General features: G+C 60.5%; 21 protein-coding genes. 13 read left to right on the top strand and 8 right to left on the bottom strand.

Translation table 11 applies throughout. The features are described 5' to 3' along the window. Positions 1–107 precede the first annotated feature (107 nt). Positions 108–686: a 6,7-dimethyl-8-ribityllumazine synthase gene (ribH, locus tag NW807_RS02250; RefSeq protein ID WP_414393477.1), complete on the top strand. Its 579-nt coding sequence runs from the start codon at positions 108–110 to the stop codon at positions 684–686. Here the strand turns inward: ribH and htpG are convergent. Both htpG and NW807_RS02240 read right to left on the bottom strand, forming a co-directional pair. Next, positions 680–2,539 (bottom strand): molecular chaperone HtpG, encoded by a 1,860-nt coding sequence (gene htpG, locus NW807_RS02245; RefSeq protein ID WP_414405529.1) that lies wholly within the window; start codon positions 2,537–2,539, stop codon positions 680–682. The two genes, ribH and htpG, sit on opposite strands and share 7 nt — an antisense overlap. A gap of 164 nt (positions 2,540–2,703) precedes the next feature. Next, complete coding sequence (locus NW807_RS02240) at positions 2,704–4,047, bottom strand: LCP family protein (protein ID WP_414425176.1); 1,344 nt, start codon at positions 4,045–4,047, stop codon at positions 2,704–2,706. A 139-nt stretch (positions 4,048–4,186) separates the two neighbouring features. Between NW807_RS02240 and NW807_RS02235 the strand changes: the two genes are divergently transcribed. The 3 genes from NW807_RS02235 (at position 4,187) to NW807_RS02225 (ending at position 7,219) form a co-directional block, all read left to right on the top strand. Next, positions 4,187–4,864: a 4'-phosphopantetheinyl transferase family protein gene (locus NW807_RS02235; RefSeq protein ID WP_414425175.1), complete on the top strand. Its 678-nt coding sequence runs from the start codon at positions 4,187–4,189 to the stop codon at positions 4,862–4,864. 45 nt (positions 4,865–4,909) lie between these two features. Further along, positions 4,910–5,359: a sulfocyanin-like copper-binding protein gene (locus NW807_RS02230; RefSeq protein WP_414411151.1), complete on the top strand. Its 450-nt coding sequence runs from the start codon at positions 4,910–4,912 to the stop codon at positions 5,357–5,359. A gap of 636 nt (positions 5,360–5,995) precedes the next feature. Then, complete coding sequence (locus tag NW807_RS02225) at positions 5,996–7,219, top strand: glycosyltransferase (RefSeq protein WP_414425174.1); 1,224 nt, start codon at positions 5,996–5,998, stop codon at positions 7,217–7,219. A 13-nt stretch (positions 7,220–7,232) separates the two neighbouring features. Here the strand turns inward: NW807_RS02225 and NW807_RS02220 are convergent, their stop codons facing one another. Beyond that, a complete protein-coding gene (locus NW807_RS02220; RefSeq protein WP_414425173.1) occupies positions 7,233–9,095 on the bottom strand; it encodes a peptidoglycan D,D-transpeptidase FtsI family protein in 1,863 nt (620 codons plus the stop codon). A 444-nt stretch (positions 9,096–9,539) separates the two neighbouring features. Here NW807_RS02220 and NW807_RS02215 point away from each other — a divergent pair, with 444 nt between their 5' ends. The 4 genes from NW807_RS02215 (at position 9,540) to NW807_RS02200 (ending at position 13,092) form a co-directional block, all read left to right on the top strand. Further along, entirely contained in the window at positions 9,540–10,589 is a 1,050-nt protein-coding gene (locus NW807_RS02215; protein WP_414425172.1) for a tetratricopeptide repeat protein, read from the top strand. A gap of 114 nt (positions 10,590–10,703) precedes the next feature. Continuing rightward, the gene (ilvN, locus tag NW807_RS02210; RefSeq protein WP_414393495.1) at positions 10,704–11,228 is read left to right on the top strand and encodes an acetolactate synthase small subunit; all 525 of its coding nucleotides are present in this window, start codon (positions 10,704–10,706) and stop codon (positions 11,226–11,228) included. Positions 11,229–11,258: 30 nt separating this feature from the next. Continuing rightward, entirely contained in the window at positions 11,259–11,855 is a 597-nt protein-coding gene (locus tag NW807_RS02205) for a hypothetical protein (RefSeq protein WP_414425171.1), read from the top strand. A gap of 202 nt (positions 11,856–12,057) precedes the next feature. Further along, complete coding sequence (locus tag NW807_RS02200) at positions 12,058–13,092, top strand: glucokinase (protein ID WP_414425186.1); 1,035 nt, start codon at positions 12,058–12,060, stop codon at positions 13,090–13,092. Between the two features lie 23 nt (positions 13,093–13,115). Here NW807_RS02200 and NW807_RS02195 read toward each other — a convergent pair whose 3' ends face one another. Then, positions 13,116–13,685, bottom strand: a complete 570-nt coding sequence (locus NW807_RS02195; RefSeq protein WP_414425170.1) for an NUDIX hydrolase — start codon at positions 13,683–13,685, stop codon at positions 13,116–13,118. 113 nt (positions 13,686–13,798) lie between these two features. Between NW807_RS02195 and trpE the strand changes: the two genes are divergently transcribed. Further along, a complete protein-coding gene (gene trpE / locus NW807_RS02190) occupies positions 13,799–15,316 on the top strand; it encodes an anthranilate synthase component I (RefSeq protein ID WP_414425169.1) in 1,518 nt (505 codons plus the stop codon). Positions 15,317–15,324: 8 nt separating this feature from the next. Here trpE and tilS read toward each other — a convergent pair whose 3' ends face one another. The 4 genes from tilS to NW807_RS02170 all read right to left on the bottom strand — a co-directional run bounded on the left by tilS (position 15,325) and on the right by NW807_RS02170 (position 20,545). Further along, the gene (gene tilS / locus NW807_RS02185) at positions 15,325–16,320 is read right to left on the bottom strand and encodes a tRNA lysidine(34) synthetase TilS (protein ID WP_414425168.1); all 996 of its coding nucleotides are present in this window, start codon (positions 16,318–16,320) and stop codon (positions 15,325–15,327) included. 38 nt (positions 16,321–16,358) lie between these two features. Next, positions 16,359–17,516, bottom strand: coding sequence for a heat-inducible transcriptional repressor HrcA (gene hrcA, locus NW807_RS02180; RefSeq protein WP_414425167.1), 1,158 nt, complete (start codon positions 17,514–17,516; stop codon positions 16,359–16,361). 464 nt (positions 17,517–17,980) lie between these two features. Next, the gene (locus NW807_RS02175) at positions 17,981–20,308 is read right to left on the bottom strand and encodes an endonuclease MutS2 (RefSeq protein ID WP_414425166.1); all 2,328 of its coding nucleotides are present in this window, start codon (positions 20,306–20,308) and stop codon (positions 17,981–17,983) included. 63 nt (positions 20,309–20,371) lie between these two features. After that, positions 20,372–20,545 carry a hypothetical protein gene (locus NW807_RS02170; RefSeq protein ID WP_414425191.1) on the bottom strand — a complete coding sequence of 58 codons (174 nt, stop codon included), beginning with the start codon at positions 20,543–20,545 and terminating at the stop codon, positions 20,372–20,374. A gap of 144 nt (positions 20,546–20,689) precedes the next feature. Between NW807_RS02170 and NW807_RS02165 the strand changes: the two genes are divergently transcribed. The 4 genes from NW807_RS02165 to NW807_RS02150 all read left to right on the top strand — a co-directional run. Beyond that, entirely contained in the window at positions 20,690–21,094 is a 405-nt protein-coding gene (locus tag NW807_RS02165; RefSeq protein ID WP_414393509.1) for an NIL domain-containing protein, read from the top strand. A 68-nt stretch (positions 21,095–21,162) separates the two neighbouring features. Continuing rightward, positions 21,163–21,384 carry an NAD(P)H-quinone oxidoreductase subunit L gene (gene ndhL / locus NW807_RS02160; RefSeq protein WP_414393511.1) on the top strand — a complete coding sequence of 74 codons (222 nt, stop codon included), beginning with the start codon at positions 21,163–21,165 and terminating at the stop codon, positions 21,382–21,384. Positions 21,385–21,396: 12 nt separating this feature from the next. Next, positions 21,397–21,732 carry a DUF3007 family protein gene (locus tag NW807_RS02155; protein ID WP_414393513.1) on the top strand — a complete coding sequence of 112 codons (336 nt, stop codon included), beginning with the start codon at positions 21,397–21,399 and terminating at the stop codon, positions 21,730–21,732. Between the two features lie 111 nt (positions 21,733–21,843). Beyond that, the coding region (locus NW807_RS02150; RefSeq protein ID WP_414425165.1) for a response regulator at positions 21,844–22,427 on the top strand (584 nt) is incomplete at its 3' end.

The raw sequence follows: 22,427 nt of genomic DNA, 5'->3' as shown, positions 1-22,427 counted from the left end.
GCTGCAGAACTATCCTCCTGAAAGTGGGATGGCAAGAAGTATGTCAGGATGGAAGAGTGCAGCTTTGTAGCCTAGAGGAGGCCGCTTCCTTTTCCTGGAGCAGCAAGATGGCAGTTTACGAGGGGAATTTTACGCAGACAGGCGATCTGCGTCTAGCTATCGTCATCAGTCGGTTTAACGATTTGATTGTGGGCAAGTTGTTGGAGGGGTGCCAGGATGCTCTGAGGCGGCATGGCCTGGATGTCAGCCCCGAGAGTCGCCAGGTGGACTACTACTGGGTGCCTGGCAGCTTTGAGGTGCCGCTGGTGGCCCACCAACTGGCCCAGTCCCGCCGCTACGATGCCATCATCTGCCTGGGGGCGGTGATCCGAGGGCAGACCCCCCACTTTGACTATGTGTCGGCAGAGGTGGCCAAGGGGATCGCGGCAGCAGGCTTTCGCACTGGCGTGCCGGTCATTTTCGGGATCCTCACGGCGGACACCCTGCAGCAGGCGCTGGAGCGAGCCGGGATCAAAAACAACAAAGGCTGGGAGTACGCCATGAGCGCCCTGGAGATGGCTACGCTCATGCGTCAAGTGGCTCCCCTTCTCCAAGAAAGTAGAAACGGCGCTGGCCCTCGTCCCCCCTTGCCTGGGGCAGCAGAAGCCCTGCAAGCAGGGGCAAGCTGGGAGAGTGCTGCCTACTGACGGCGGGTAAGCCGCGTCAGCACCTCGTTAGAGCGCTGCACGAAAGCCCGCGCCGCTGCTGGGTCGAAGCTTTTCTGGGTAATCAGCGCCAGGTCATAGATGTGGTTGCAGATAAGATTGACCAGCTCCGGATCCCGGCCCTCCTCGGCTAAAGCTTGCAGGTTCTGAATGAGGGGATGGGCAGTGTTGACCACTAAGGTGTGTTCTTCCAAAAACTCCATCGGCTTCTGTTGCAGGATGGCATTGAGCTCCTGCAAGCGCCGCAGGGTTTCCGGCAGCAGGATCATGGCCGGCACAGACTCGGACTTAAGGGCCTCAGCCTTGATCTGCAGCTTTTCTTTCCCCAGCGCCTGACGGAAAAGATCTACTAGCTTTTCACTACGGGTTTTCTGAGTTAGGGGATCGACAAGCTCAGCAGCTTTGTCTTTGTTGATCAGGGCTTCATCCAACTCCGAGTCCACCCGCTTAAATTGGATCCCCTCTTCGCGATACTCTCGCTCCAGGAAGCTGCTGAAATGGCTGTCGATCCAGCTATCTAGCATGATGACCTCTAGGCCCTGGGAGCGGTGCAGGTCAATGTAGGCGCTCTGGGCTGCCTCGTCCGTGGCGTAGTAAACCCGCTTGTTCTGTTTCTCTCGCGTGCGCTCTAGGTATTCCTTGAGGGTCACGTACTCGGGTTTGTCGGCAGGGGATCCGGCAACTCGGAAGATGAGAATGTCCTTAATCTGGGCAAAGAATTTGTCGCTATTCATTGCCCCAAATTTCATAAATAGACTGATATCGGGCCAGACCCTGACGTACTTTTCGTAGTCTTCTCGGTAGAGCTCGTTGAGGCGATCCGCCACCTTTTTGGCTATGTGATCCCCAATGCGCCTGACAGTGCGGTCATTCTGCAAAAAACTGCGGGAGACGTTGAGAGGAATATCGGGACTGTCGATGGCGCCGCGAAGGGGCAGGAGGAACTTAGGGATAACTTCCTCGCAGTTATCCTGGACAAAAACTTGGTTGCAAAACAGTTTAACTTGGCCCTTGGTGGGATCGATGTCCGGGCGCAGCTTGGGGAAGTAAAGGATCCCTTGCACAATGAAAGGATAGTCCGTGTTGATGTGAACCCAGAAGTGGGGATCTTCCTGGAAGGGATACAGGTAGCGGTAAAACTCCAGGTAGTCCTCGTCTTTGAGCTCTGAGGGAGAAATCTTCCAGAGGGGCTTTTGCCGGTTGATAACTTCTCCATTGAGCTTGATGGGAACGGGAATAAAATCGCAGTACTTGCGCACCAATTCGCGGATGCGACTTGGATCCAGGTACTCCTCGCTATCGGGGGTTAGGTACAGCGTGACGGTGGTGCCGATAGCAGAGCGCTGGGAATCCGAGAGGGTAAAATTGGGGCTGCCGTCACAGGACCATTTCACAGGGGTGCTGCCGGGCTGGTAGGAAAGGGTGTCGATCTCCACCCGCTGCGCCACCATAAAGGAAGAATAAAAACCTAGGCCAAAGTGGCCGATGATCACCTGGTCAGCACCCTTGTCTTTGTACTTTTGAATAAACTCTTCAGCGCTGGAAAAGGCCACTTGGTTGATATATTTTTTCACCTCTTCGGCAGTCATGCCGATGCCAGTGTCGCTTACGGAGAGAGTCTTTGCCTCTTTGTTAAGCGCAATAACAATCTCTGGTTCTGGAGGCTCCGTCACTTCGCCGGCCAGCTTGGCCATTTTCAGCTTGGCAATAGCATCAGCAGCGTTGGAGATCAGCTCCCGCAAAAAGATCTCGCGATCCGAGTAGAGAAACTGCTTGATGATGGGAAAAATATTTTCCGTGTGGACAGTGATGGCTCCTTGTTCCAAGACGGCCATAGGCAGCTTGTCACTCGAACCAGCTTAGTTCCAATTTACCAAGAAGACTGAGCCTCAAGCCTTGCCCACTACTATGCATGACCTTCGCAGGCCCCAGTAGAGCGGCCTTGTGCTCTGCCGTTTAGGGCAGCAGGGCAATAAATCTGCACTCAAACCAGCTGGCCCTAGAGGCTCTGAGCTTGGTTCCTACCGAGGGTAAGCTGCTCCACCCAATCTTGACCTAGGCGAATGGTGACGTCGGAGTTGAGAACTCCCGTGGACTCCACCCGCACCTCTCCTAGCCCAATGGCAGCGCGAACCTGCCTAGCCCCCTCCCGGTCCCCACTTTGGGCAAGGATCTCGGTGCGCGGCAACACCTGGGGGCTATCCTCGACGGCAAAAGCTTGGGCATAGCCCTGTCTAACCAGTTCTTGCACCATGCGGCGGGCCATCCCCGGCTTGCCGGTAGCGTTTTGCACGGCTATGCGCAGGTGTTGCGGCGGGATGGGGGTTACTTCCGCCTCTAGGCCAAAATGGGTGGCGGCCACACGGCGGATCCCGGCCAGATCCGGCAGCCAGTAGCTGGTGGCAAATTCTCCCGCCTGGCTGAAGCGGCCCGGCAACAGCACCAGATCCATGCGATCCCCGCCGTAGGTGAGAAGGAATTTGGCCAAGCTCAAGACTTCTTCCCAGGTGAGGTTGGTATCCAAGTGGGCGCGGACAACCTGCAAAACCTTTGGGATGCGCGGCCAGACGGCGGGGGAGAGCAGTTCCCGGCTGAGGGCCCGCAGCAGCTCCTGTTGCCGTTGCACCCGGCCAATATCTCCTAACCCCAGCTGGTCGTGGCGGAAGCGGGCAAAGTGGTGGGCCTGTTTGCCGTTGAGGCGGTGCCAGCCGGGTTGTAGGGCAATGAACAACTGCTGCGTACGATCCACGTAGTGCATGGGCTCCGGCACGTAGACCTCTACGCCACCCACCGCGTCAATCAGCGCTTCCAGGGCTTCGGTATTGAGGCGGACGTAGCGGTCAATCGGGATCCCGCCCAGCAACTGGCTTACCACCTGAGCTGTTAGGGCGGGGCCTCCCACCAGGTTGGCGGCGTTGATCTTGGCCACGCCGAAGCCGGGCAGGCGCACGCGGGTGTCGCGGGGGATCGACAACACGGTAATCCGCCGCGCCTGGGGGTCAAAGCGGGCTAGAAGAATGGTGTCAGAGCGGGTGTTGAAGCGGTCCTGATCCCCTGTTCCCGAGAGGGCGGGATCTGGCCTGTCGAGGCCCAGAATGAGGATGTGCAAGGATCGATCTAGAGCAGCAGCGCGCAGGGCATCCGGTCGAAAGGCTGCCTGTTCCTCAGCACTTAGAGAAGGGGGAAGGATCGGGCGGGGCAGTATGGCCGCCAGGAAGGCCCCAGCAGAGCCGGACAAAATAGCCGTAAAGCCCAGCAACAGCCAGAGGATCCCTTGGCAAATGGCCTGTTGTCGAGCGGCGCGGACAGGGCCGGGGCGGGGTGGGTAGTGAGAGGAAGACATTAGCTCGAGCCGGGCCTTGGGAACACGTCTAAAGGAAGTACTGTCTAGGTGGTGTTGCCAACCACGCCAGCTCAAGGCCATGTTACCCCATTCGCAACCTCTCGAGCTGTCTAGGTCTCAAGAGGGTGGAAGGGTAAGATTGCGGCAGCCGCTGCTGGAGCTGGAAAAGCCGGAGATCCACCTGTGGCTACAGGCAGTGCCCCCTCTGGAGGTGTTGCTTCCTCGGCTTGAGCTGCTCTCCCTCGAGGAACGGCAGCGGGCGGGGCAATTGCAACTGGTGGAGGATCGGCGCCGTTTTCTGGCTGGCCGCTTGTTGCTGCGAACTTTGCTTAGCCACTATAGCGGCATTCCGCCTCAAGCCATCTCCCTCGACCGCACGGTTACCGGCAAGCCCTACTGGCGGGATCCACCTCTGCCGCTGCAGTTTAACCTCAGCCACTCCCACCAGTGGATCCTGGTTGGCTTGGCGCTGCACCGTCGAATTGGCGTGGACTTGGAGCAGATCCGACCCGTGCCCCGCTGGCAGCGCATTGCCCGCCGCTACTTTTCTGCTGCCGAGCAAGCTTACCTCCTGGCCTGCCCACCGCCAGAGCGAGATGCGGCTTTTTTGCAGATATGGACCCAAAAAGAGGCTCTCCTAAAAGCCATGGGTGTGGGCCTGGCTGGTGCCAAAAGGTTGGCCAGGGATCCCGGCTGGCTAACCTTGCCTCTGGGGGTTGCCGATGGCTACGTTGCAGCGGTAGCGGTGGAATGGGAGAGGGGAACAGCCGAAGAGGCGCCCCCAACTGTGCGGCTTGGTCAAGTACTCTCTGGCTAAAGCTGATTGCTATCTTAGGTTCCAGGCCGAGTTTCCCTGTTGGGTATGCTGCGTGGGCTGCGCTATCTCCTGCTAGTGAGCTTTTGTCTGTGGATGTTGAGCAGCGGGATCTCCTGGCCGGCGTGGGGACGGGATCTGTCGCGGCAAACGCCCCAGGACAAGGCAGTCGAGCTGGGCACGGTTGACAACCAGTTGGTATTTGCGCCTAAGGAGCTCTTTTTTCGCAATGGCAACCTCTACCGATTGCGCTTGAGCAACCCCAGCCAATTGAAGCACTACTTCAGCGCCAAGGACTTTGCCGATGCTGTTTGGACACGCAAACTGGAAGTGGCTGGCGTGGAAATTAAAGGGCAGGTCCGAGAAATTGAGCTCAAGCCGGGCGCGTCGGTGGAGTGGCAGTTTATCCCCCTCAAATCTGGGGTCTACTCTCTGGCTTGCACCATCCCTGGTCACGCGGAAGCCGGCATGATTGGCCAGATCACCATTGGCGATTAGGCGGTTCCCTGGGCTGGCCGGTCAAAGGAGAGAAAGACGTTGCCGAGCAAATGATGAACCATCCTATCCTGCCTAGGGTGCGACGCTGGATGCAACAGCCGCAGGCGGCGTCTGCTCGCAAAGCCTAGCCCTCTCTTTCTGAGCAGCTCCCCTTCACAGCTGTCCACGGGATCTGCTGCTACAACGAGCCACAGTTGACGGTTGGCAGCCGCTCGCCGCAGACGTTTATCGCCCCTGCAGTGGAGGCGGTTGGCCAGAGGCCGGCCCCTTGCCCTACGTTTCGGTTCAGTTGCTCTCTCTGCCCACCCAGCTCTACCTGCGCCAACTACCGCCCACAGATAGCAACGGGCCAGAGGGCCCTCTGCAACCCCTTGGCGGCTTAGCCATGGCGCAGCTCCTCCTCGACTGGCAGGCCAAACAAACGCTCATCGAGGCTTGCGAGAGCCCAACTCTGCCGCGGCCTAGATCCCGCTCCCTTCGACGGGATCTTCCTAGGCAAGCTGGGCATGTGGGGAACTGTCTAGCTCTGGGGGTTATCCCCCGATAGGATAGGGGATTAGCGCTTTGGTGGCGCGGAGCGGTGTTTCCGCGCTCCTGCTTAGGATTCTCCTCGATGTTTTTTGGATGGCCTGCTGAATGCCTCAGGGAACTCTTACTTCGTCCAACCATCCGCAAGCTTCGACAGTCCCTATTCAAATCCCGCCGCTCTCTCAGCCCACCTCTGTCCAGCTATCGCTGGTTGTTCCCACCTACAACGAGGCCTCCAGCATCTGCAGCCTGATCCGGCAGTTGTGTGCCCATCTGGACAAAATCCTACCTGGGGCCTACGAGCTGATCGTGGTGGATGACAATAGCCCCGATTACACCGCCAAAGTGGCCCAGGAACTGCAAGAGGAATTTCCCCAACTGCAGGTTATCTGCCGAGACCACGAACGGGGGCTGGCCACGGCGGTGTTGCGGGGATGGCAAGCGGCCCGCGGCGAGGTCCTGGGGGTGATGGATGGGGACTTGCAGCACCCGCCGGAGATTGTTCTCAAGCTGTGGCCTGCCATCCAAGAGGGAGTAGACCTGGTGGTGGGCAGCCGCTACGCGGAGTCGGGGGGAGTGAGCCACTGGAACCTGGGCCGGCGCCTCGTCTCCCGGGGGGCCCAGTGGATTGGGCTGATGCTACTTCCTGGGGTTTTTAGGCGGGTGTCGGATCCTCTCAGCGGGTTGTTTCTAGTCAGACGCCAGGCTATTGCCGGGATCCCGCTCAGCCCCAAAGGCTACAAGCTGCTAGTTGAGGTGCTGGCGCGGGGCCGGGTGAGGACCATTGCTGAAGTCGGCTACATCTTTCAGGAGCGCCAAAACGGTGAGAGCAAAATCCAACTGCAAACCTGCCTCCAGTATCTCCACCACCTCATTGCGCTGCGCTTTTCGCTAGGTCAAGTGGGATCCTTTTTGCGCTTCAGCATGGTTGGACTGTCCGGCACGTTTGTGGATATGACATTGCTGTATCTGTTCCACGATCCCCGCAACTTAGGGTGGGATCTGGCTATCAGCAAACTCATCGCCTCTGAGGTGGCCATCCTCAATAACTTCCTCTGGAACGACCTCTGGACCTTTCGCCATGTCACTCGGCTACAGCCAGGCCTCTGGAATCGTCTGCAGCGACTGGTCAAGTTTAATGTCATTTGCTTGATTGGCTTGCTGCTCAACTCTTTGTTGTTGATCTTGCTAAGCGAGCGCCTGGGCATTCACTATTTGCTCGCTAACTTGATCGCAATTGGTATTGTTGTATTTTGGAACTTTTATCTCAACGCTAAACTGAGCTGGCGGGTGGCAGCACCAAGGTCAGATGCCCATGGCAGCCAGTCCTGATCCCAGCCTTTTCCTATGGGGAATTGGGGCGGATCCCTTCCAGGGCGATGATCTCCTGGATCACCGAGCGAACCACGGGAGCTGCCGTCGTCGATCCAAAGGCATCTTCCCCCTTTGGCTCGTCGATCACAGCCAAAATCACATACTGAGGACGAAGGGCTGGGAAATAGGCCACAAAACTGGTGATGCGCTTGCCGGGCAAGTAGCCCCCCTGCGGCCCAACTTTCTGCGCTGTGCCCGTTTTACCGCCGATCTCATACCCCTCGACCTTGGCCGACTGCCCAGTGCCAAAGTCCACCACATCCCGCATCTGGATGCGCACTGCCAACGTGGCCTCTTCCGACAACACCCGCACTGGCGTTGGCCGGGGGGGGCCCCAAACCAGGGTGTCGGTATCCTTCTCCACTAGGCCGCGCACCACATGGGGCCGCACCTTTAACCCGCCGTTGGCGATGATGCAGTGCAAGGCGGCTAACTGCAGAGGAGTGAGGGCCAATCCCTGGCCAAAGGCGACAGTAGCCCGCTCCACTGGCACGGTTACAAATTGCCGCAGGGGCTTCAGGCGGCTGGGCGGCTCGAAGGGCAGATCGACACCGCTGCGGTCGTTCAATCCCAGCCGTAGGAGGGCATGGTGGTACTGGCGGGGATCCAGCTTTTGCATCAGGTGCACCATGCCCACGTTGCTGGACAGGCGCAGAATCTCGGTAACGCTTAGCCAGCCATGGGCACCCCGCTGGCGGTAGTCGTGGTTTTGGATGGGCCAGCGGCCAATCCAGATCCGCCCTGCGTCGTAAACCCGCTCGTTGGCGGTGAAGGCCCCGGCATCGAGCCCAATGGCGATGTTGATAGGCTTGAAGGTGGATCCCGGCTCGTACAAGTCTGTAACGGCCCAGTTGCGAAAAAGGGCAGGGTCGTACTCGAAGTAGCGGTTGGGATCGTAGGTGGGCTCGCTCACCAAGGCGAGGATCTCGCCAGTGTGGGGCTGCAAAACAATCACCGTGCCCCGCAGCGCCTGAAACCGTTCCATCTGGGCTTTCAAAGCAGCGCGGGCAGCCCGCTGCAGGCGCATGTCTAAGGTCAGTTGCAGCACCGTCTCGCCGGATTGCAGCAGCCTTTCCGGCACCTCGGCAGCCAACAACTGGCCGTAGCCATCTCGGGGAATGGTAACTGGCTGAACTGTCCGCTCCAGCAGTGCCTGTTGAGAATATTCCACTCCTGCCTGGCCGCGGTGGTCTAAATCCACATAGCCCACCACCTCGGCAGCCATCTCCTTTTGGGGATAAACCCGCTGCCGCTCGCTCACCAGCTCCAGGCCGTCCAGGTACAGAGCCTGAATTTGCTCCGCCACTTCTGGCGCCAGCCAGCGCTCCAGCCGCACCGCATGGTTAGCCGACAACTGCTGGGTCAATTGCTCAACTGGCCGCCGCAGCAGAGGGGCTAGAGCCGTGGCAATCTCCTGCGGAGTGCGCCTGCCAAAAAGGCGGGGATGGGCCCAAAGGGTATAGGCAGGGCGATCTACGGCCAACAGCTCCGCCTGCTGCCGAGCTACGGAGTGGCGATCCACGATCGAGCGGCGAGGGAGGAAGGGTCGGAGGTGGGCCCGCTGCTGAGCCTCGGCCCGCTGCTGTAGGGTTGGCCCTTGGTAGTGTTGCAAGTAAACCAAACGCGCCCCCGCTCCCAAGAAAGCGACGGCCAAAGCCAAGCCCACCGCCGCAAGGCGAAAGTTCAGTTGTCGGGCCGTCGGGATCCGATCCTCCCAAAGCCACGCCAGCTGCTGTTCCTTAGCTCGGTGGCGGCGCCAGCGGGCAAGCTGCCGGCTGCTCTGGCTATTCTGTAAAGGCTGCCGGCCCAAGCCAGTCCTCGACTTGTCTTCCACTGCTGCCTTTGGGTAGATACCACCGTCAGTTTGACGCCCATCTCCTCCTCTGGCCAGCGTTTTACCGGGCGGGTGTCGGGATTAGGCCAGGGGGCTCTCGTTGGCAACACGGGTGCGGAGCACTTTGCTACTTTTGTGGCACACTGGACAGCGTTGCCAACAAATCTTCTGACTTAACGTGGAGTAGCTGAGCTAGTGGGCCGGCAGCTACCTCTCTTCGGTAGGTATTTTGCCTAAGCTAAGGTTGGCATCCAGAGCAAGGGGCAACTCCCGTCAGCTCGACAGGAAGTGACGTCTGTGGAGACCCCCCTAGCCGGCTGGTAGGTGCAGAGTCTACTACCAGCTACAGGTCGTGGAAGCAGGAAGAAGGCAGAAACGCGGCAAGCAATGCCCTGCCATAAATTTTGTTATCGTTTCGCAGGTCTTTCAGGGCGGCGGAATACCATGCTCAAAGCCTACACCTCTGCTGGCCTGCGCCTTGGGGTTGCCGCTGCCTTGCTGCTGGGGAGCCTGGCCAGTTGGCACCAGGATCGCCTCTTGGCGGTGATGGGCCTGGCCAGCGCAGCGGCGATTTCTGCCTTTACTCGCCCGGCCATCTTGGCCTACAACCGCGCTCGCGAACGGTGGCTCAACCGGGATCTGCTAGGGGCCCTGCAGCAGCTTACCCTGGCGCTGCAACGGGATCCCCGTCTAGCCAACGCCTACCTCCTGCGGGGACAGATCCGCCTCGAACTGGGTCAGCTTGCCCAGGCCCTGGAAGACTTCGAACAGGCTGCCCAGTTGATCCCCCGTCGCTCGGAACCCTGTTTCTACCGCAGCCTCATTTACCAAGCGCAAGGGGATCTGCAAGGGGCAACCGCCGAGTTGACCAAGCTAGTACAGCTGTATCCCAGCCCTACTTACCATCTCCGCCTAGCTGAGCTGTACCTGCAGCAGGGATCCCTACCTTCAGCGCTGGCTCCCTTGGATGAGGCAATTGCGCGGGATCCCACCTGGGCGCTCGCCTATGCCTGCCGTGCTCAGGTGTACGGCTACCTGGGGGAGTGGGAGGCGGCTGTAGCCGACTGGTCCCAGGCCATCCGCTGGGATCCCTGCCCAGCCCATTACTACCGGCGGGGGATCGCCTACGCCTGGGCCGATCGCTACCTCGAAGCAATTGCCGACCTCAGCCGTAGCCTAGAGGCAGAGCCCGGCCAGCCCTGCGCTCTCTACCTCAGGGGCAATCTGCTCTACGAGCTGGGGGAGCTTGGGGCAGCCCTCGACGACTACGACCAGGCCTTTCGCCTGGAGGCCAGCGGCATTCCCCTTGACCTTGCCGACGAGTACGGCCTCTACGCGAGGGGACTGGCCTACCGGAATATGGGAGACCTCAAGACCGCCATTGCCAGCTGGCAAGCCGCCTTGCACCTTGGCCGCCAGCGCCACAACCGGGTTCTGCAAGAGCAGGTGCAGCGCGCTTTGCGCCAACTCCAGGATGAAGAGGGAGATCCTTAGCACGGCTGAGTTCAATTCGGCAAGGCTCGAGGATCCCTCCTGGCAGCTGTGGAATTGGGGTAGGATTTGTACAAGGCCATCGCCTACTTCCCGCCACTCTCCTCTGCGGTTGCCGTGAGACATACCCTCAGCGCTCTTGTGCAGGATCAGCCCGGCGTCTTAACCCGCATTGCCGGCATGTTTGCCCGGCGGGGCTTCAATATCGACAGCCTCACCGTTGGCCCTACTGAACGGCCTGGGATCTCCCGCATCACCATGGTGGTGCAGGGAGACGAGCACGATGTGGAGCAGCTAACCAAGCAGCTCTACAAGCTCATCGAGGTTCTGAAAGTAACGGATATTACCCACGTCCCCTGTGTAGAACGGGAGCTGATGCTGGTCAAGGTCAATGCCAGCATCGAAACCCGCTCTGCCATCATGGACGTGGCGCAGATGTTCCGGGCCCGCATCGTCGATGTGGCGGAAGAGTCTTTAACTTTGGAAGTCACCGGGGATCCGGGCAAAATGGCCGCCATCATCAAAATGTTGACTAGCTTTGGCATTCGCGAGATCGCCCGCACGGGTCTAGTGGCGCTCACCCGCGAGTCGGGAGTTAATACCGAATACCTAAAGCAGCATCCCAGCGCTGCTATGGTCTAACAGACTTGGCCAAGCTGCCGGGAAGAGGAGATGCCTAGGGAGAGGGCCACGGCAAAAGCAGCAAGCAACCGTGGCAGGCGTTGTCTACTCAGCCTCCTGGCCCTTGCCTTGTTGGGGCTCCTAGCAGGCTGTGCTCCCCAGCCACCCCAGTCTGTTGTCCAACAGGCCCTGACCTACCAGATTGCTCACCTGTCGGGGCCGGTTGCCTCGCTGGTGGGCAGCGACCGCTTGGCAGCCCATCTGGAAGTGCAGGATGTTCGCATTCGCCGGGATCGGCGGGAGACGGGGCTGCGGGTAGCAACTGGGGAAAAACTAGAGATCCACCACCTCAGCGGCACCTATACCCTGAGGGTGAAGCCACCGGGATCCCGCCGCCCCTACCGCCGCAAAGGCGATCCCTTTCAGCTCACCTTGGCCCGCCAACAAGTCCAATCAGCGGGGTCTCAAGGCCTAACTGAGCGATGGCTGTTGGCCTCTAGCTCCCCCGAGGGCAAGGGGTGGGAAGTCGTCGACTTCTTGCCCCCTGGGCAAGCAGAGGCACCCTCCCCTGCGTCAGCTGCGTCTCCAGCCAGTCAAACGGCGTCGCCTGCTGCCACTCCTGCCGTGCCTCAGAGGGAGCCAAACTAGGTGCCAAGGCGGGCAAAGCGTTGCCGCCAATTCAGCATGGGCCAGAGCGGCTCCCAACGCAGCCAGCCCCAGTTCCGCCAGCCAGCTCGGGGTAACCCTGGCATGGGCAAGAGACCTTCCCACCTCTGGATTCCGACGTCCATTGCCAGAGCCCTGCCGAAAATGGCAGGGTGGAATGGGCGCGCTGCTCGGAGAAGGCCCCATGGAGTTGCTGCTGGCCGGAGATGTTGGGGGCACCAAGACCAGCCTCAGTCTGGTCAAGGCCGAGGATCCCGAGCACAGCCTCTACAGCCGCCGCTACGCCAGCCAAAATTACTCCAGCCTTACCCCCCTAGTGCAGGAGTTTCTGGCCCAAGCTCGGCAGGAGCTGGGGTGGGATCCGCAGCCGGCTGCTGCTTGTTTTGCCGTGGCCGGCCCAGTGGTGGAGGAGAAAAGCGGCGGACAAAGGGCCAAAATCACCAACCTGTCCTGGAGCTTGCACTCAAGCCAGTTGACGGCAGAACTGGGGATCCCGCGCCTGGCCTTGATCAACGACTTCAGCGCCGTAGGCTATGGCGTGCTAGCCCTGCACGATGCGGAGCTGGAGACTCTGCAAGCGGGGGAGCGGCAGCCGCGGGCACCCATTGGCGTCATAGGGGCGGGCACGGGGCTGGGGCAGGCTTACCTCACCTGGGGAGAAGGCGGCTACCAGGTCTATCCCAGCGAGGGAGGCCATGTGGATTTTCCCCCGCGCACTCCTCTGGAATGGGAGCTGCTGCAGTATTTGCAACAGCGATACGGGCGTGTCTCCACCGAGCGGGTGGTCTCCGGCCAGGGGATCGTAGCTATCTACCAGTTTTTGCGGGATAGTCGCCGGTCCCAGGGAGAGGAGCAAGGGTTAGCCCAGGTTGCCGCCTGGGAAAGGGGAGCCAGTGGGATTGATCCAGCCGCCCACATTGCCACTGCCGCCCTCGAGGGACGGGATCCTCTAGCTATGGAGTGTTTGCGGCTGTTCGTTAGCCTCTACGGAGCGGCTGTTGGCAATTTTGCCCTGCACCTATTGCCCCGGGGTGGGCTGTTCCTTGCCGGTGGGATTGCCCCCAAGCTCTTGCCCCTGTTGCGCCAGGGGGAGTTTCTAGCGGCGTTTTTGGACAAAGGGCGAATGCGGCCGCTGTTGGAACAGCTGTCGGTGCAGGTGGTGCTTAACGAGCAGGTGGGTTTGAGGGGGGCCGCCCGCCATGCTGCCACCTTGCTGTAGTCCTCCTCTTTCGCTGCGGGGGATTAGCTCCCAGCGGCACTGACCCCCTTTTCCGAGGCCAAAAACAGCTGAGCCCGCCAAAAGCAGGCAATGGATTTGCTGTCCAAATCGAGGCCAAAACGAGCCTTCTCTGTAAGTTCAGCCGGGGAAAACTCGACAACAGTAATGTCTTCGTCTTCATCCCTTGCTGGAGGAGAGTCCAGCACTTCCAGATCCCGCGCCAGATAGGCGTACATAATCTCGCTGGAATAGCCGGGGCAGAGATAAAACTGGCCAAGTGAATCCCAGCGGTGGGCCCGCAGACCGGTTTCTTCCTCCAGCTCGCGGCGAATGGTTTCGTCTGGATGTTCTCCCGGCTCGACCGTACCCGCTGGAAATTCATAAAGGTAGGAGGCGACGGCAAAGCGATACTGGCGAATGCAGACAAACTTGCCCTCGGCAGTCACTGGCACAGCCACCACGCCCCCGGGGTGGATGAAGTACTCCCGCTCCCCCTCTTTGCCGTTGGGAAAGCGCAGACGCTGGCTGACGAAGGTGTACTTGTGGCCCTGAAAGCGCAGGCGCTCGCGGAGGACTTGCGATGGGATTTGCATGGCCAAGATTTCCCAAGAGTAGAGCCGCTCCTAGCTTAGTGGTTTCCGGCCCTGTTGCCAGGGATCCACTGTGGGATACAGTCGGGGAAAGCAGGGATCCCACCTGGCAAGCCATGATTTACCCTCCCCTGAAAGAGTTTCTTGCCCTCACGGGTCAGGGCAACTTCATCCCGGTGTACCAGGAATGGGTGGCGGATTTGGAAACGCCTGTCTCTGCCTGGTACCGCGTCTGCGCCGGGCAGCCCTACAACTTTCTGCTGGAATCAGTGGAGGGAGGGGAACAGGTGGCCCGCTACAGCTTCCTCGGCTGCGATCCCCAGTGGGTGCTGGAGGTGCGCGGGGATCAGGCTTGGCAAATCCACCGCGATGGGCATCGGGAGCAGCATCGGGGGGATCCCTTCGCCATCTTGGCCCGCTGCCTAGAGCCCTATGAGCCGGTGCACCTGCCGGAGTTGCCCAGCAGCATTGGCGGGCTCTTTGGCTACTGGGGCTATGAGCTCATCCGCTGGATTGAGCCCAAGGTGCCCATCTATCCCCTGCAACCAGAGGACCCTCCCGACGCCATCCTGATGCAGGTGGACAGCATCCTCATCTTCGACCAGGTCAAGCGTAAGATCTGGGTGGTGGCCTTTGCCGACACGCGCCAGCAGCCGGCGGAGCAGGCCTACGCCCAAGCCTGCCAGCGGGTGGAAAAGTTGGTGCACCAGCTCAGCGCCCCCCTGGCCCTATCCCACCTCAGCCTCAACTGGAAGCCCCACCTGCCGGATCAGATCCCTCCCAGCACGCTCAGCCGCGACGCCTACTGCCAGGCCGTGGAGCGGGCCAAAGAATACATCCGCGCCGGCGAGATCTTTCAGGTTGTGCTCTCGCAGCGCTTCACCACTCCCTTTGCCGGCGATCCCTTCCGGCTTTATCGCTCCCTGCGGCTCATTAACCCCTCTCCCTACATGGCATTTCTGCAGTTTGGCGATCTTTGCCTTGTCGGCTCCAGCCCAGAGGTGATGGTCAAGCTCAGCCGCGTTGGGGAAGAGCGCCTTGCCACCGTTCGTCCCATTGCCGGCACCCGCCCTCGCGGCGCTACCCCTGCCGAAGACCGCCAGTTGGAGCAGGAGCTGTTGGCGGATCCCAAGGAGCGGGCGGAACATGTGATGCTGGTGGACTTGGCCCGCAACGACCTAGGCCGGGTCTGCCGCCTGGGATCCGTGCAGGTGGACGACCTGATGCAGATTGAGCGCTACAGCCATGTGATGCACATTGTCAGCAACGTGGTAGGGCAGTTGGATCCTCGCTACAGCGCCTGGGATCTGCTGCGGGCCACCTTTCCTGCGGGCACAGTTACCGGCGCTCCTAAGATCCGCGCCATGCAGATTATCCACGAACTGGAAGGGTGCCGCCGCGGCCCCTACGCTGGCGCCTACGGCTACTACGACTTTGCCGGCCAACTGAACACCGCCATCACCATCCGCACCCTCCTGGTTCACCGCGGCCAGGTGAGTGTGCAGGCGGGGGCGGGCATTGTGGCCGACTCGGAGCCGGAGCGGGAGTACCAAGAATGTTTGAACAAAGCGCGGGGCATGCTCATGGCTGTAGCCAGCTTGCAGGAAAGCCAGGGTGGCTCCGGGGCGCTTTAGCGCTGCTGTTAAGCGCAAGGGCGAGAAACCCAAGCCAAGTACTCTTCCTTCACCTCCAGCCAGCCACCGCCGGGGTAGTCGGGGCTGCGGCTGCGGCGACCTGCTTTGAGGAGCCGAACCCCGGCTTCCACCTGCTCAAAGGTGGGGTGATGGGGGAGCAGCAAGGACAAGAACTGAAACAGGACTTGCCGCTGCAGCGCAAGGGGAGCAGCTCGCAAGGGATCCCGCCGCAACCCCGGCAGGGCCGGCTCATACACCTGCGGCCATAGCTGAGCGGCTTGGGCCACCACCAGTTCATGTTCTGCTTGTAACAAGATGGCGGCCCGGTTCAGAGCTTTTTCCACCTGGGGATTGAGGTGCCGCTTGAGATAGGGTATCACCTCCAGGCGGAGCCGGTTGCGTCCGTGCGCCAAATCTTGATTGCTGCGATCCGGCCAGACCGGAAGCTGGTACTGCCGGCAAAACTCCTCTGTTTCCCACCGGAAAAGGCCTAGGAGAGGCCGCACCAGCCAGGCGGAGGAGGGATCCCGCTCGTCCAAACGCCGCCGCCAATCCAGACTAGCTAGCCCAGCTGCCCCTGTGCCCCGCAGCAGGTTCCACAAGAACGTCTCCGCGCGGTCACTGGCGGTGTGCCCCGTAACCACTGCCTCGCAATTCCAGGTGCGCGCCCATTTGTCCAGCTGTTGGTAGCGCCAAACCCGAGCCCCCGCCTCATCCCAGCGGATGGGATCGGCAGTTTCAATGGCATAAGGCAGGCCCTGCTGCTGCAGCCACTCTTGCAAAAAGCAGGCACACGCCGTTTCATCCTCCGACCAGCGGTGGTTACAGTGCAGGACAAAGATCTGCCAGTTCCAGCGCCGCTGCAGATCGCGCAGGATCTGGAGCAGACAGAAAGAATCTTGCCCGCCGGAAAGGGCCACCAACAGCCGCTGGCCGGGGCGCAGCAGTTGCCGCTCGCGGATGGCACACTGAACGCGTAGGTGAAGAGGGGAGAGTCTGGCCACGGTGGGCGATTGCTCTTGGGAACTTGCACCTAGACTTCCTAGGCCAGAGCCCGCGTGAGATGGGAGGCCACCGTCTGCACCGCCGCAATGCTCCGCTCGTAGGCCATCCGCGTTGGCCCCAGCACGGTAACCGTCCCCAGCGGCGCCGAGCGACGGCGGTAGACTGAGGTGATAACCGTGCAGTGGCGCAGAGACTCCAGCGGATTCTCGCTGCCAATGTAGATGACCACCGGGATGGTGTGGAAGGGATCGCCAGAGGAGGGCGGGGCAGAAGGAGTAGCCTCGCTAGAGATCTGGCAATCTGGGGGGCTGGCAGTATAGAGCCCAATCATCCCTTGCAGTTGCTCGGATCCCGCCTCAATCAACTGGGCCACCGCTTGCACCCGTTGGGTCTGAGAAAACTCTGGCTGCCGCATCAGCTCTGTCATGCCTGCGCTAAACACAGGCCCCAAAGAGGGCCGCAGGTAGCGCTGGACCACTGAGCGCAGCAGTTGCTGCAGCCACTGGCTGTAGGCGCGAAACTCTTCGTCCAGCTTTAGCCAGCTCAGATCCTGCAGCTCGGCAAAAGTCTTGCCCCGCAGCTTGAGGGTGAGAAAGTTGCTCAGTAGCTGCAGCTCGTCTTCCAAATCCTCATAGCGGCTGTCGGGCCATGCCGGTGGGCTGACCAGGGCTGAATGGGCTTGGTAGGAATCGGTAACCACCACCACCATCACCCGCCCCGGCCCTACCGACAGCAGCTGCACGTGGTGAATGGCTACAAGGGGCCCCTGAGGTGGGGTGATGAGGGCAATGCAGCCGCTCACGTGGGCCAGAAGCTGCGCCACCCTCTGGAGGAAACTGTCGAGGTCGTCTCCCAGCTCGCGACTAACCTGATCCAACAGCCGCTGCAGCGCAGGGTGGGGCTCTGGCTGGGGAGCGTCGTCGGGGATCCCCTCCATGCCGACGGAGGTCAACAAATCGTTGACATAAACCCGATAGCCAAAGTCGGAAGGGATCCGACCGGCAGAGGTGTGGGGCTGGAACAGCAACCCCGCCTGCTCAAGGGTGGCTAAGTCGTTGCGAATGGTGGCTGTGCTTACCCCAAAGTTATACGACTGAGCCAAAGTCTTGGAACCGACAGGTTCAGCCGTTGCAATGTAGCTGCGCACTGTCGCCCAGAGGATCTTCCGCTGGCGGGGAGTCAGTTCAAGTTTCATGGCCGCTCAAAAGAATCTGGTTAACCCGTATCTCAAAGCAGACTGCCAAGCAACCGGTAGATTCCCGTTGAGGACTGAGATACCAATCTAAATGAACCTTTAGTCTACCTAACGCTTCGTATTGATGAATTGATAATTTTTGACTTTTTGACAATTTAATTAACCTCGCTGGGGTGGACTGCCTGGCAAGGAAAGCTGCAAAATACCGACAGAGGCGTTGGGTTCGCCCTAAGCTTTCCCCAGAGGTGCTACTTCTGGGGCAATAGGGCTTACCTTTATCCCCTTTGTAACCTTTTGTTCTGAGGTTGCTCCAGGAGCTGAGAGTCCGCCTAGCTGCTCTGAGGGTAGCCGTTTTGGGGGGCAGGGGAAGATCTCGTTGACGAGCAAAGGCCTGACGGAGCTGAGTCCAGAGGACTAAGGGGATCGAGCTCCGCTAGCGGCTTGAGAGATCCGCCCGCTCCTTGCTAGCGCAGCTGGGCCACGGTTACGCCGCTTCCTCCCTCGTGGGGAGGTGCCGCGGCAAAACTCTGAACGCGCGGGTGATTTTGGAGATAGGCCCGGATACCCGCCCTGAGGCGACCCGTGCCGTGGCCGTGGATGATCCAAAGGGGACCAGGAGGTGCCTGGGCCAAGTGCGCTTCGAGAATAGCCTCGGCCTCAGCCACGGTTTTCCCCCTTAGATCAAGGGTGTTGTGGCTGGTGCGCAGGTTAAGGGGGGCGGTGGCTGGTGGCGGGGGAGGTGGAGCCTTGGGGCGTTGGCGCTGCTTGGCCTGGTGTTCATCGAGGGGATCCAACTGGGCCCTTGGCACGGTGAACTTGAGGATGCCGCTGCGCACCACATACACCTCTCCTTCGACGGCAATGACCTCTCCCGTTTGTCCCAGCCCCCGCAGCCGCACCCGATCCCCCACCTCCGGCACAAACTCCGTGTCCACAGGTTGAGGCGCCGGCAAGTAGCGCTTGCGGATTTGCTCGAGATGGGCGGCTACCTGTTGAGGAGCGTCCCCCTGTTGCAGCTTGCGAATGGCAGCAGCCACTTCTTGGCGGGCAGCAGCCAGCAGAGTTTCCAGCCCCTGGCGCTGCTGGTACTCCAGTTGGGCCTCTCGCTCGGCCAGCCGCCGGCTGCGCTCTTGCATTTGGCGGTAGAGGGTCTCTAGCTCTTGGTGCAGGGATCCCACCTGGGCCGCCCGCTCTTCCAATTGAGCCCGCTGCGCTTCCAACCCAGCGATGACCTTATCCACTTGGCTTTCTCCCTGCAGACGCCGCTGGGCCCGCCGCAGGATCTCCGGATCCAACTGCAGCCGCTGGGCAATGGTCAAGGCGTTGGAGCGGCCCGGGATCCCCCACAACAGGCGATAGGTAGGGGCCAGGGTGGCCTCGTCAAACTCCACCGAGGCATTTTCAAAGCCGGGGTGCTGGTACTTGAGGGCCTTCAGCTCGCCGTAGTGGGTGGTGGCCAGAGTCAGCAGGGCCTTTTCCGAGAGATACTCCAATAGCCCAGCCGCTAGGGCAGCGCCTTCCGTGGGATCCGTGCCCGCCCCCACCTCGTCCAGCAGAACAAGGGCCGGCGCTGGACTGGATTGCAGAGCTTGCACAATGCGGCTAATCCGATGGATGTGGCCGGAAAAAGTGGAGAGGTTTTGCTCCAGCGATTGCTCGTCACCGATGTCGGCATAGACCCCGTCAAACCAAGGCAGTTGGGGCGGATCTTGAGCTGGCAAGAAGATCCCTGCTTTGGCCATCAGCACCAACAGGCCCAGCGTCTTCAAGGCAACGGTTTTGCCACCGGTGTTAGGGCCAGTGATGACCACAGCACGAATAGACTCGGGGAGGGTGAAATCGATGGGCACCACTTCTAGGCCCTTGCCCTCTTGACGGGCCTGCCACCACAGCAAAGGGTGTCTAACCCGGCGCAGGCGCAATCCACCGGCAACAAACTGCGGACGGTTGCCCTCCAACCAAAGGCTATAGCGGGCGCGAGCCAGGGCTACCTCCAGCCTCACCATCACCGCTTGCAGGTGCTCCAAGTCGGCAGCCACGGCTCCCACCTGGGCCGAGAGCGCCGCCAAGATTCGCTCCTCCTCCGCCCGGAGGCGAGCCTCGGTTTCTCGCAAGCGGTTGCCCAGCTCCACCACCGCATAAGGCTCTACATAGAGGGTAGCCCCACTGGCAGAGCTGTCGTGGACAAGGCCGCGGATGAGATCCCGGTGGGTGGCCTTCACCATCAGCACAAAACGTCCCTGCCGCTGGCCAATCAGGGTATCCTGCAGCGCCTGTGGGCACTGGCTCATCACCTCTTGCAGGCGTTCCTGGATCTGGCTGCGAAAAAGGCGGTGCTGACGGCGCAGGTCGGCAAGGGCTGGGCTGGCGCTATCTCTCACCTCGCCGTGCTCGTCCAGACAGCGGAAGATCTCCTGCTCCAGCTCAGGGTAGGTGCGCAGGCTGCTCACCCACTCCTGCAGGCGGGGTAGGTGCTCCTGCTCATCGATGAGGCGACGAAGGCGGCGAGCAGTTCCCAGGGTTGTGGCAATCTGGATCAGCTCTTCCCCGCTCAGGACACCCCCTCGTTCGACCCGTTCCAGGGCCGGCAGCAAGTTGTGGATCCCCTCCAGGGAAACCCCCCCTGGCTGGCTGCGATCCAGCCGTATAGCTTCCTCGGTTTGGTCAAGGTAGGCCTCGCTCTCCTCGCGGCTACGCCAGGGATCTAGCTCCAGACAGGCGCGACGACCCAGAGGTGTAGCCGCAAAAGTGGCTAGCTGCTGACAGAGGCGGGGCCACTCCAACAGTTCCAAGGTTTCCTGGCGGAGGGAAGAGTCGGGGCAAGAAGAGACCGAAGGGATAGCCGTAGGCATTACCTAGCGATTTGAAGAATACCGAAGACGCAGTCGCTCCATCTCGCGTAAAAATTGCCGCTGGTAGTTGAGAAAAGCGGTGTGCCACTCGCGGAAGCGCCGCTCGCCATCGCGCACCAACATCTGTCGGTAGTGCTCGGAGTTGAGGCGGGGCCGGGCTGAGTCCATGGGGTTCAAAGAACGCTCTGCTCCTATTGTGGCAGGCTCCGGGGTACCTCTTGGAGCTTCCAACCGGAGAGGTTCTACCCCTGCAGGAAGAGGCCTTGCCATACTGAAAAGCGAGGCTTCCTGGCCAATGCTCAACCCACAGTCTGAGATTCCGTGCGCAAACGAGTAACGTTGATCTTCCCGCGGCACTTGGTGAACGTGCCTGTTACCTACCGCCTGGCCAAAGACTTCGACGTGGCGGCCAACATCCTGCGCGCTAGGGTCAGTCCCAATGAAGTGGGCACCCTCGTGGTGGAGCTCTCCGGAGATATCGACCAAGTGGAAGCAGGGCTGGAGTGGGTGCAGTCGCTGGGGATCGAGGTGGCTGACCAGACCAAGGAAATTCAGATTGACCCGGATTTGTGTGTAGACTGCGGCTTGTGCACGGGAGTCTGCCCTACCGAAGCCCTGAAGATTTCAGCTCCTGACTGGAAGCTAGAGTTCCGGCGCAACCGCTGCGTCATGTGCGAACAGTGCATTCCCACCTGCCCGGTTGGGGCCATTAGCGCCAGCCTGTAGGCAGCCTTGAGCTGGCGACCTCTCCCAAGAGTAGAATGGGCAGTACTAGGTTCTGGGGCAAGCTCACCATGGCTTCTACCACCTGGCTAGTTTGGGCAACTTATGGTGCTCTAGCAGCTCTTTACCTGCTGGTGCTGCCGTTTTTGTCTTTGGTGTACGTGGACAAGCGCTGGAACTGCAGCGGCGCCTGGGAAAAGGTGTTGATGTTTTTCCTGGTCTTGTTTTTCTTCCCCGGCATGGTGTTGGTAGCCCCCTTCATGACGTTTCGGCCTAAGCCGCGTTCCCTCTAGAGCCCTCGAGCTATGCGCAGACGAGATATCCTCAGCATTGGCCTGGCCCTGCTGCTGGGGGGAGGCGTTCTTTACGGTCTGTTGCTTTGGGCCGGCCTAGACACGGGAACGGCACAGCAGGTGTCGAGTGCGGCGTTTATGCTGGGGTGCCTGGGCTGGACGGTGAGTTACCTGAGGCGGGTTCTAAGCGGCGAGATGACTCTGAAGGCCCAGTGGGCCAGTTTCGAAAGGCAGCAAATTGAAGAGAAACTCCGATCTTTCTCGCCGGAGGAGTGGCAGGCCCTGCAGGCCGAACTGGAATCCGAAACCGAAGGGGAAGTTAGCTGGCCTGGGCCGGACAGGCGCTAGAGCTGCTTTCGCAAGGTAGAAGAGGGGCACGGCGCCTGTATACCCAGCTACTCCTTTCTCCCTTTGGCAAGGCTATTCTGCACTGCAAGCAGGGCTAGGAAAGCAAGCTAAGTGGTACAGGTTTTGACTTCCCATTTTGCTTACGTATTCCCCCTTGCCGTGACTAAGACCGTCCTGGTAGCTCAGGGCCAGCCCTTCCAAGCGCAGCTCTGGAAGTTGGCGCTGGAGTCTCAGCAGCATAGGGTGGTGCTCATTTCGCCGCGGCCAGATCTGGCGGAAGTGGCAGCAACGCCATGCCAGCCCCTAGACTTGATGGTAGTGGATATAACAACGGGACTCTTTAACCCCTACGCCTTCTGCCGAGAGTGCCGGAGCAGGCTCCCGGCTGTCCCTGTGATCCTCACCCACCATCCTCGGCGCCCCATCGAACCTGCTGAGCGACGTTGGGCCATCTCCCAGGGAGCAGCAGAGATGATCCCAGGCTTGGCAGAGGCGGACGACATCCTCCCTTCCCTTGAGCAAGTGTACAAAGCCGCCGGCTGGCCTTTTCCCATCGACGCGCAAGCCCTCTGTACCGCTCTCGAGCAGGCAGGTCTGGGGAGTGGCAAGCCCGTTTCTTCTCTGCCTGAGGCAGCAGAAGAACGGCAAGAGCAAAAGGCTGAGACCCAGCCAGCAAAGTACCGGTTGATGTATCG

It is taken from the genome of Synechococcus sp. R70.1 (assembly GCF_047461675.1).
Classification (GTDB): Bacteria; Cyanobacteriota; Cyanobacteriia; order Thermostichales; family Thermostichaceae; genus Thermostichus.
This window is presented reverse-complemented; position numbering and strand designations above follow the sequence as displayed.

What these genes read in the sequence shown, in the direction of transcription:
- ribH (WP_414393477.1), top strand. Translation starts at nt 108, where the DNA reads ATGGCAGTTTACGAGGGGAATTTTACGCAGACAGGCGATCTGCGTCTA.
- htpG (WP_414405529.1), bottom strand. Translation starts at nt 2,539, where the DNA reads ATGGCCGTCTTGGAACAAGGAGCCATCACTGTCCACACGGAAAATATT.
- NW807_RS02240 (WP_414425176.1), bottom strand. Translation starts at nt 4,047, where the DNA reads ATGTCTTCCTCTCACTACCCACCCCGCCCCGGCCCTGTCCGCGCCGCT.
- NW807_RS02230 (WP_414411151.1), top strand. Translation starts at nt 4,910, where the DNA reads ATGCTGCGTGGGCTGCGCTATCTCCTGCTAGTGAGCTTTTGTCTGTGG.
- NW807_RS02225 (WP_414425174.1), top strand. Translation starts at nt 5,996, where the DNA reads ATGCCTCAGGGAACTCTTACTTCGTCCAACCATCCGCAAGCTTCGACA.
- NW807_RS02215 (WP_414425172.1), top strand. Translation starts at nt 9,540, where the DNA reads ATGCTCAAAGCCTACACCTCTGCTGGCCTGCGCCTTGGGGTTGCCGCT.
- NW807_RS02205 (WP_414425171.1), top strand. Translation starts at nt 11,259, where the DNA reads ATGCCTAGGGAGAGGGCCACGGCAAAAGCAGCAAGCAACCGTGGCAGG.
- NW807_RS02200 (WP_414425186.1), top strand. Translation starts at nt 12,058, where the DNA reads ATGGAGTTGCTGCTGGCCGGAGATGTTGGGGGCACCAAGACCAGCCTC.
- NW807_RS02195 (WP_414425170.1), bottom strand. Translation starts at nt 13,685, where the DNA reads ATGCAAATCCCATCGCAAGTCCTCCGCGAGCGCCTGCGCTTTCAGGGC.
- trpE (WP_414425169.1), top strand. Translation starts at nt 13,799, where the DNA reads ATGATTTACCCTCCCCTGAAAGAGTTTCTTGCCCTCACGGGTCAGGGC.
- hrcA (WP_414425167.1), bottom strand. Translation starts at nt 17,516, where the DNA reads ATGAAACTTGAACTGACTCCCCGCCAGCGGAAGATCCTCTGGGCGACA.
- ndhL (WP_414393511.1), top strand. Translation starts at nt 21,163, where the DNA reads ATGGCTTCTACCACCTGGCTAGTTTGGGCAACTTATGGTGCTCTAGCA.
- NW807_RS02155 (WP_414393513.1), top strand. Translation starts at nt 21,397, where the DNA reads ATGCGCAGACGAGATATCCTCAGCATTGGCCTGGCCCTGCTGCTGGGG.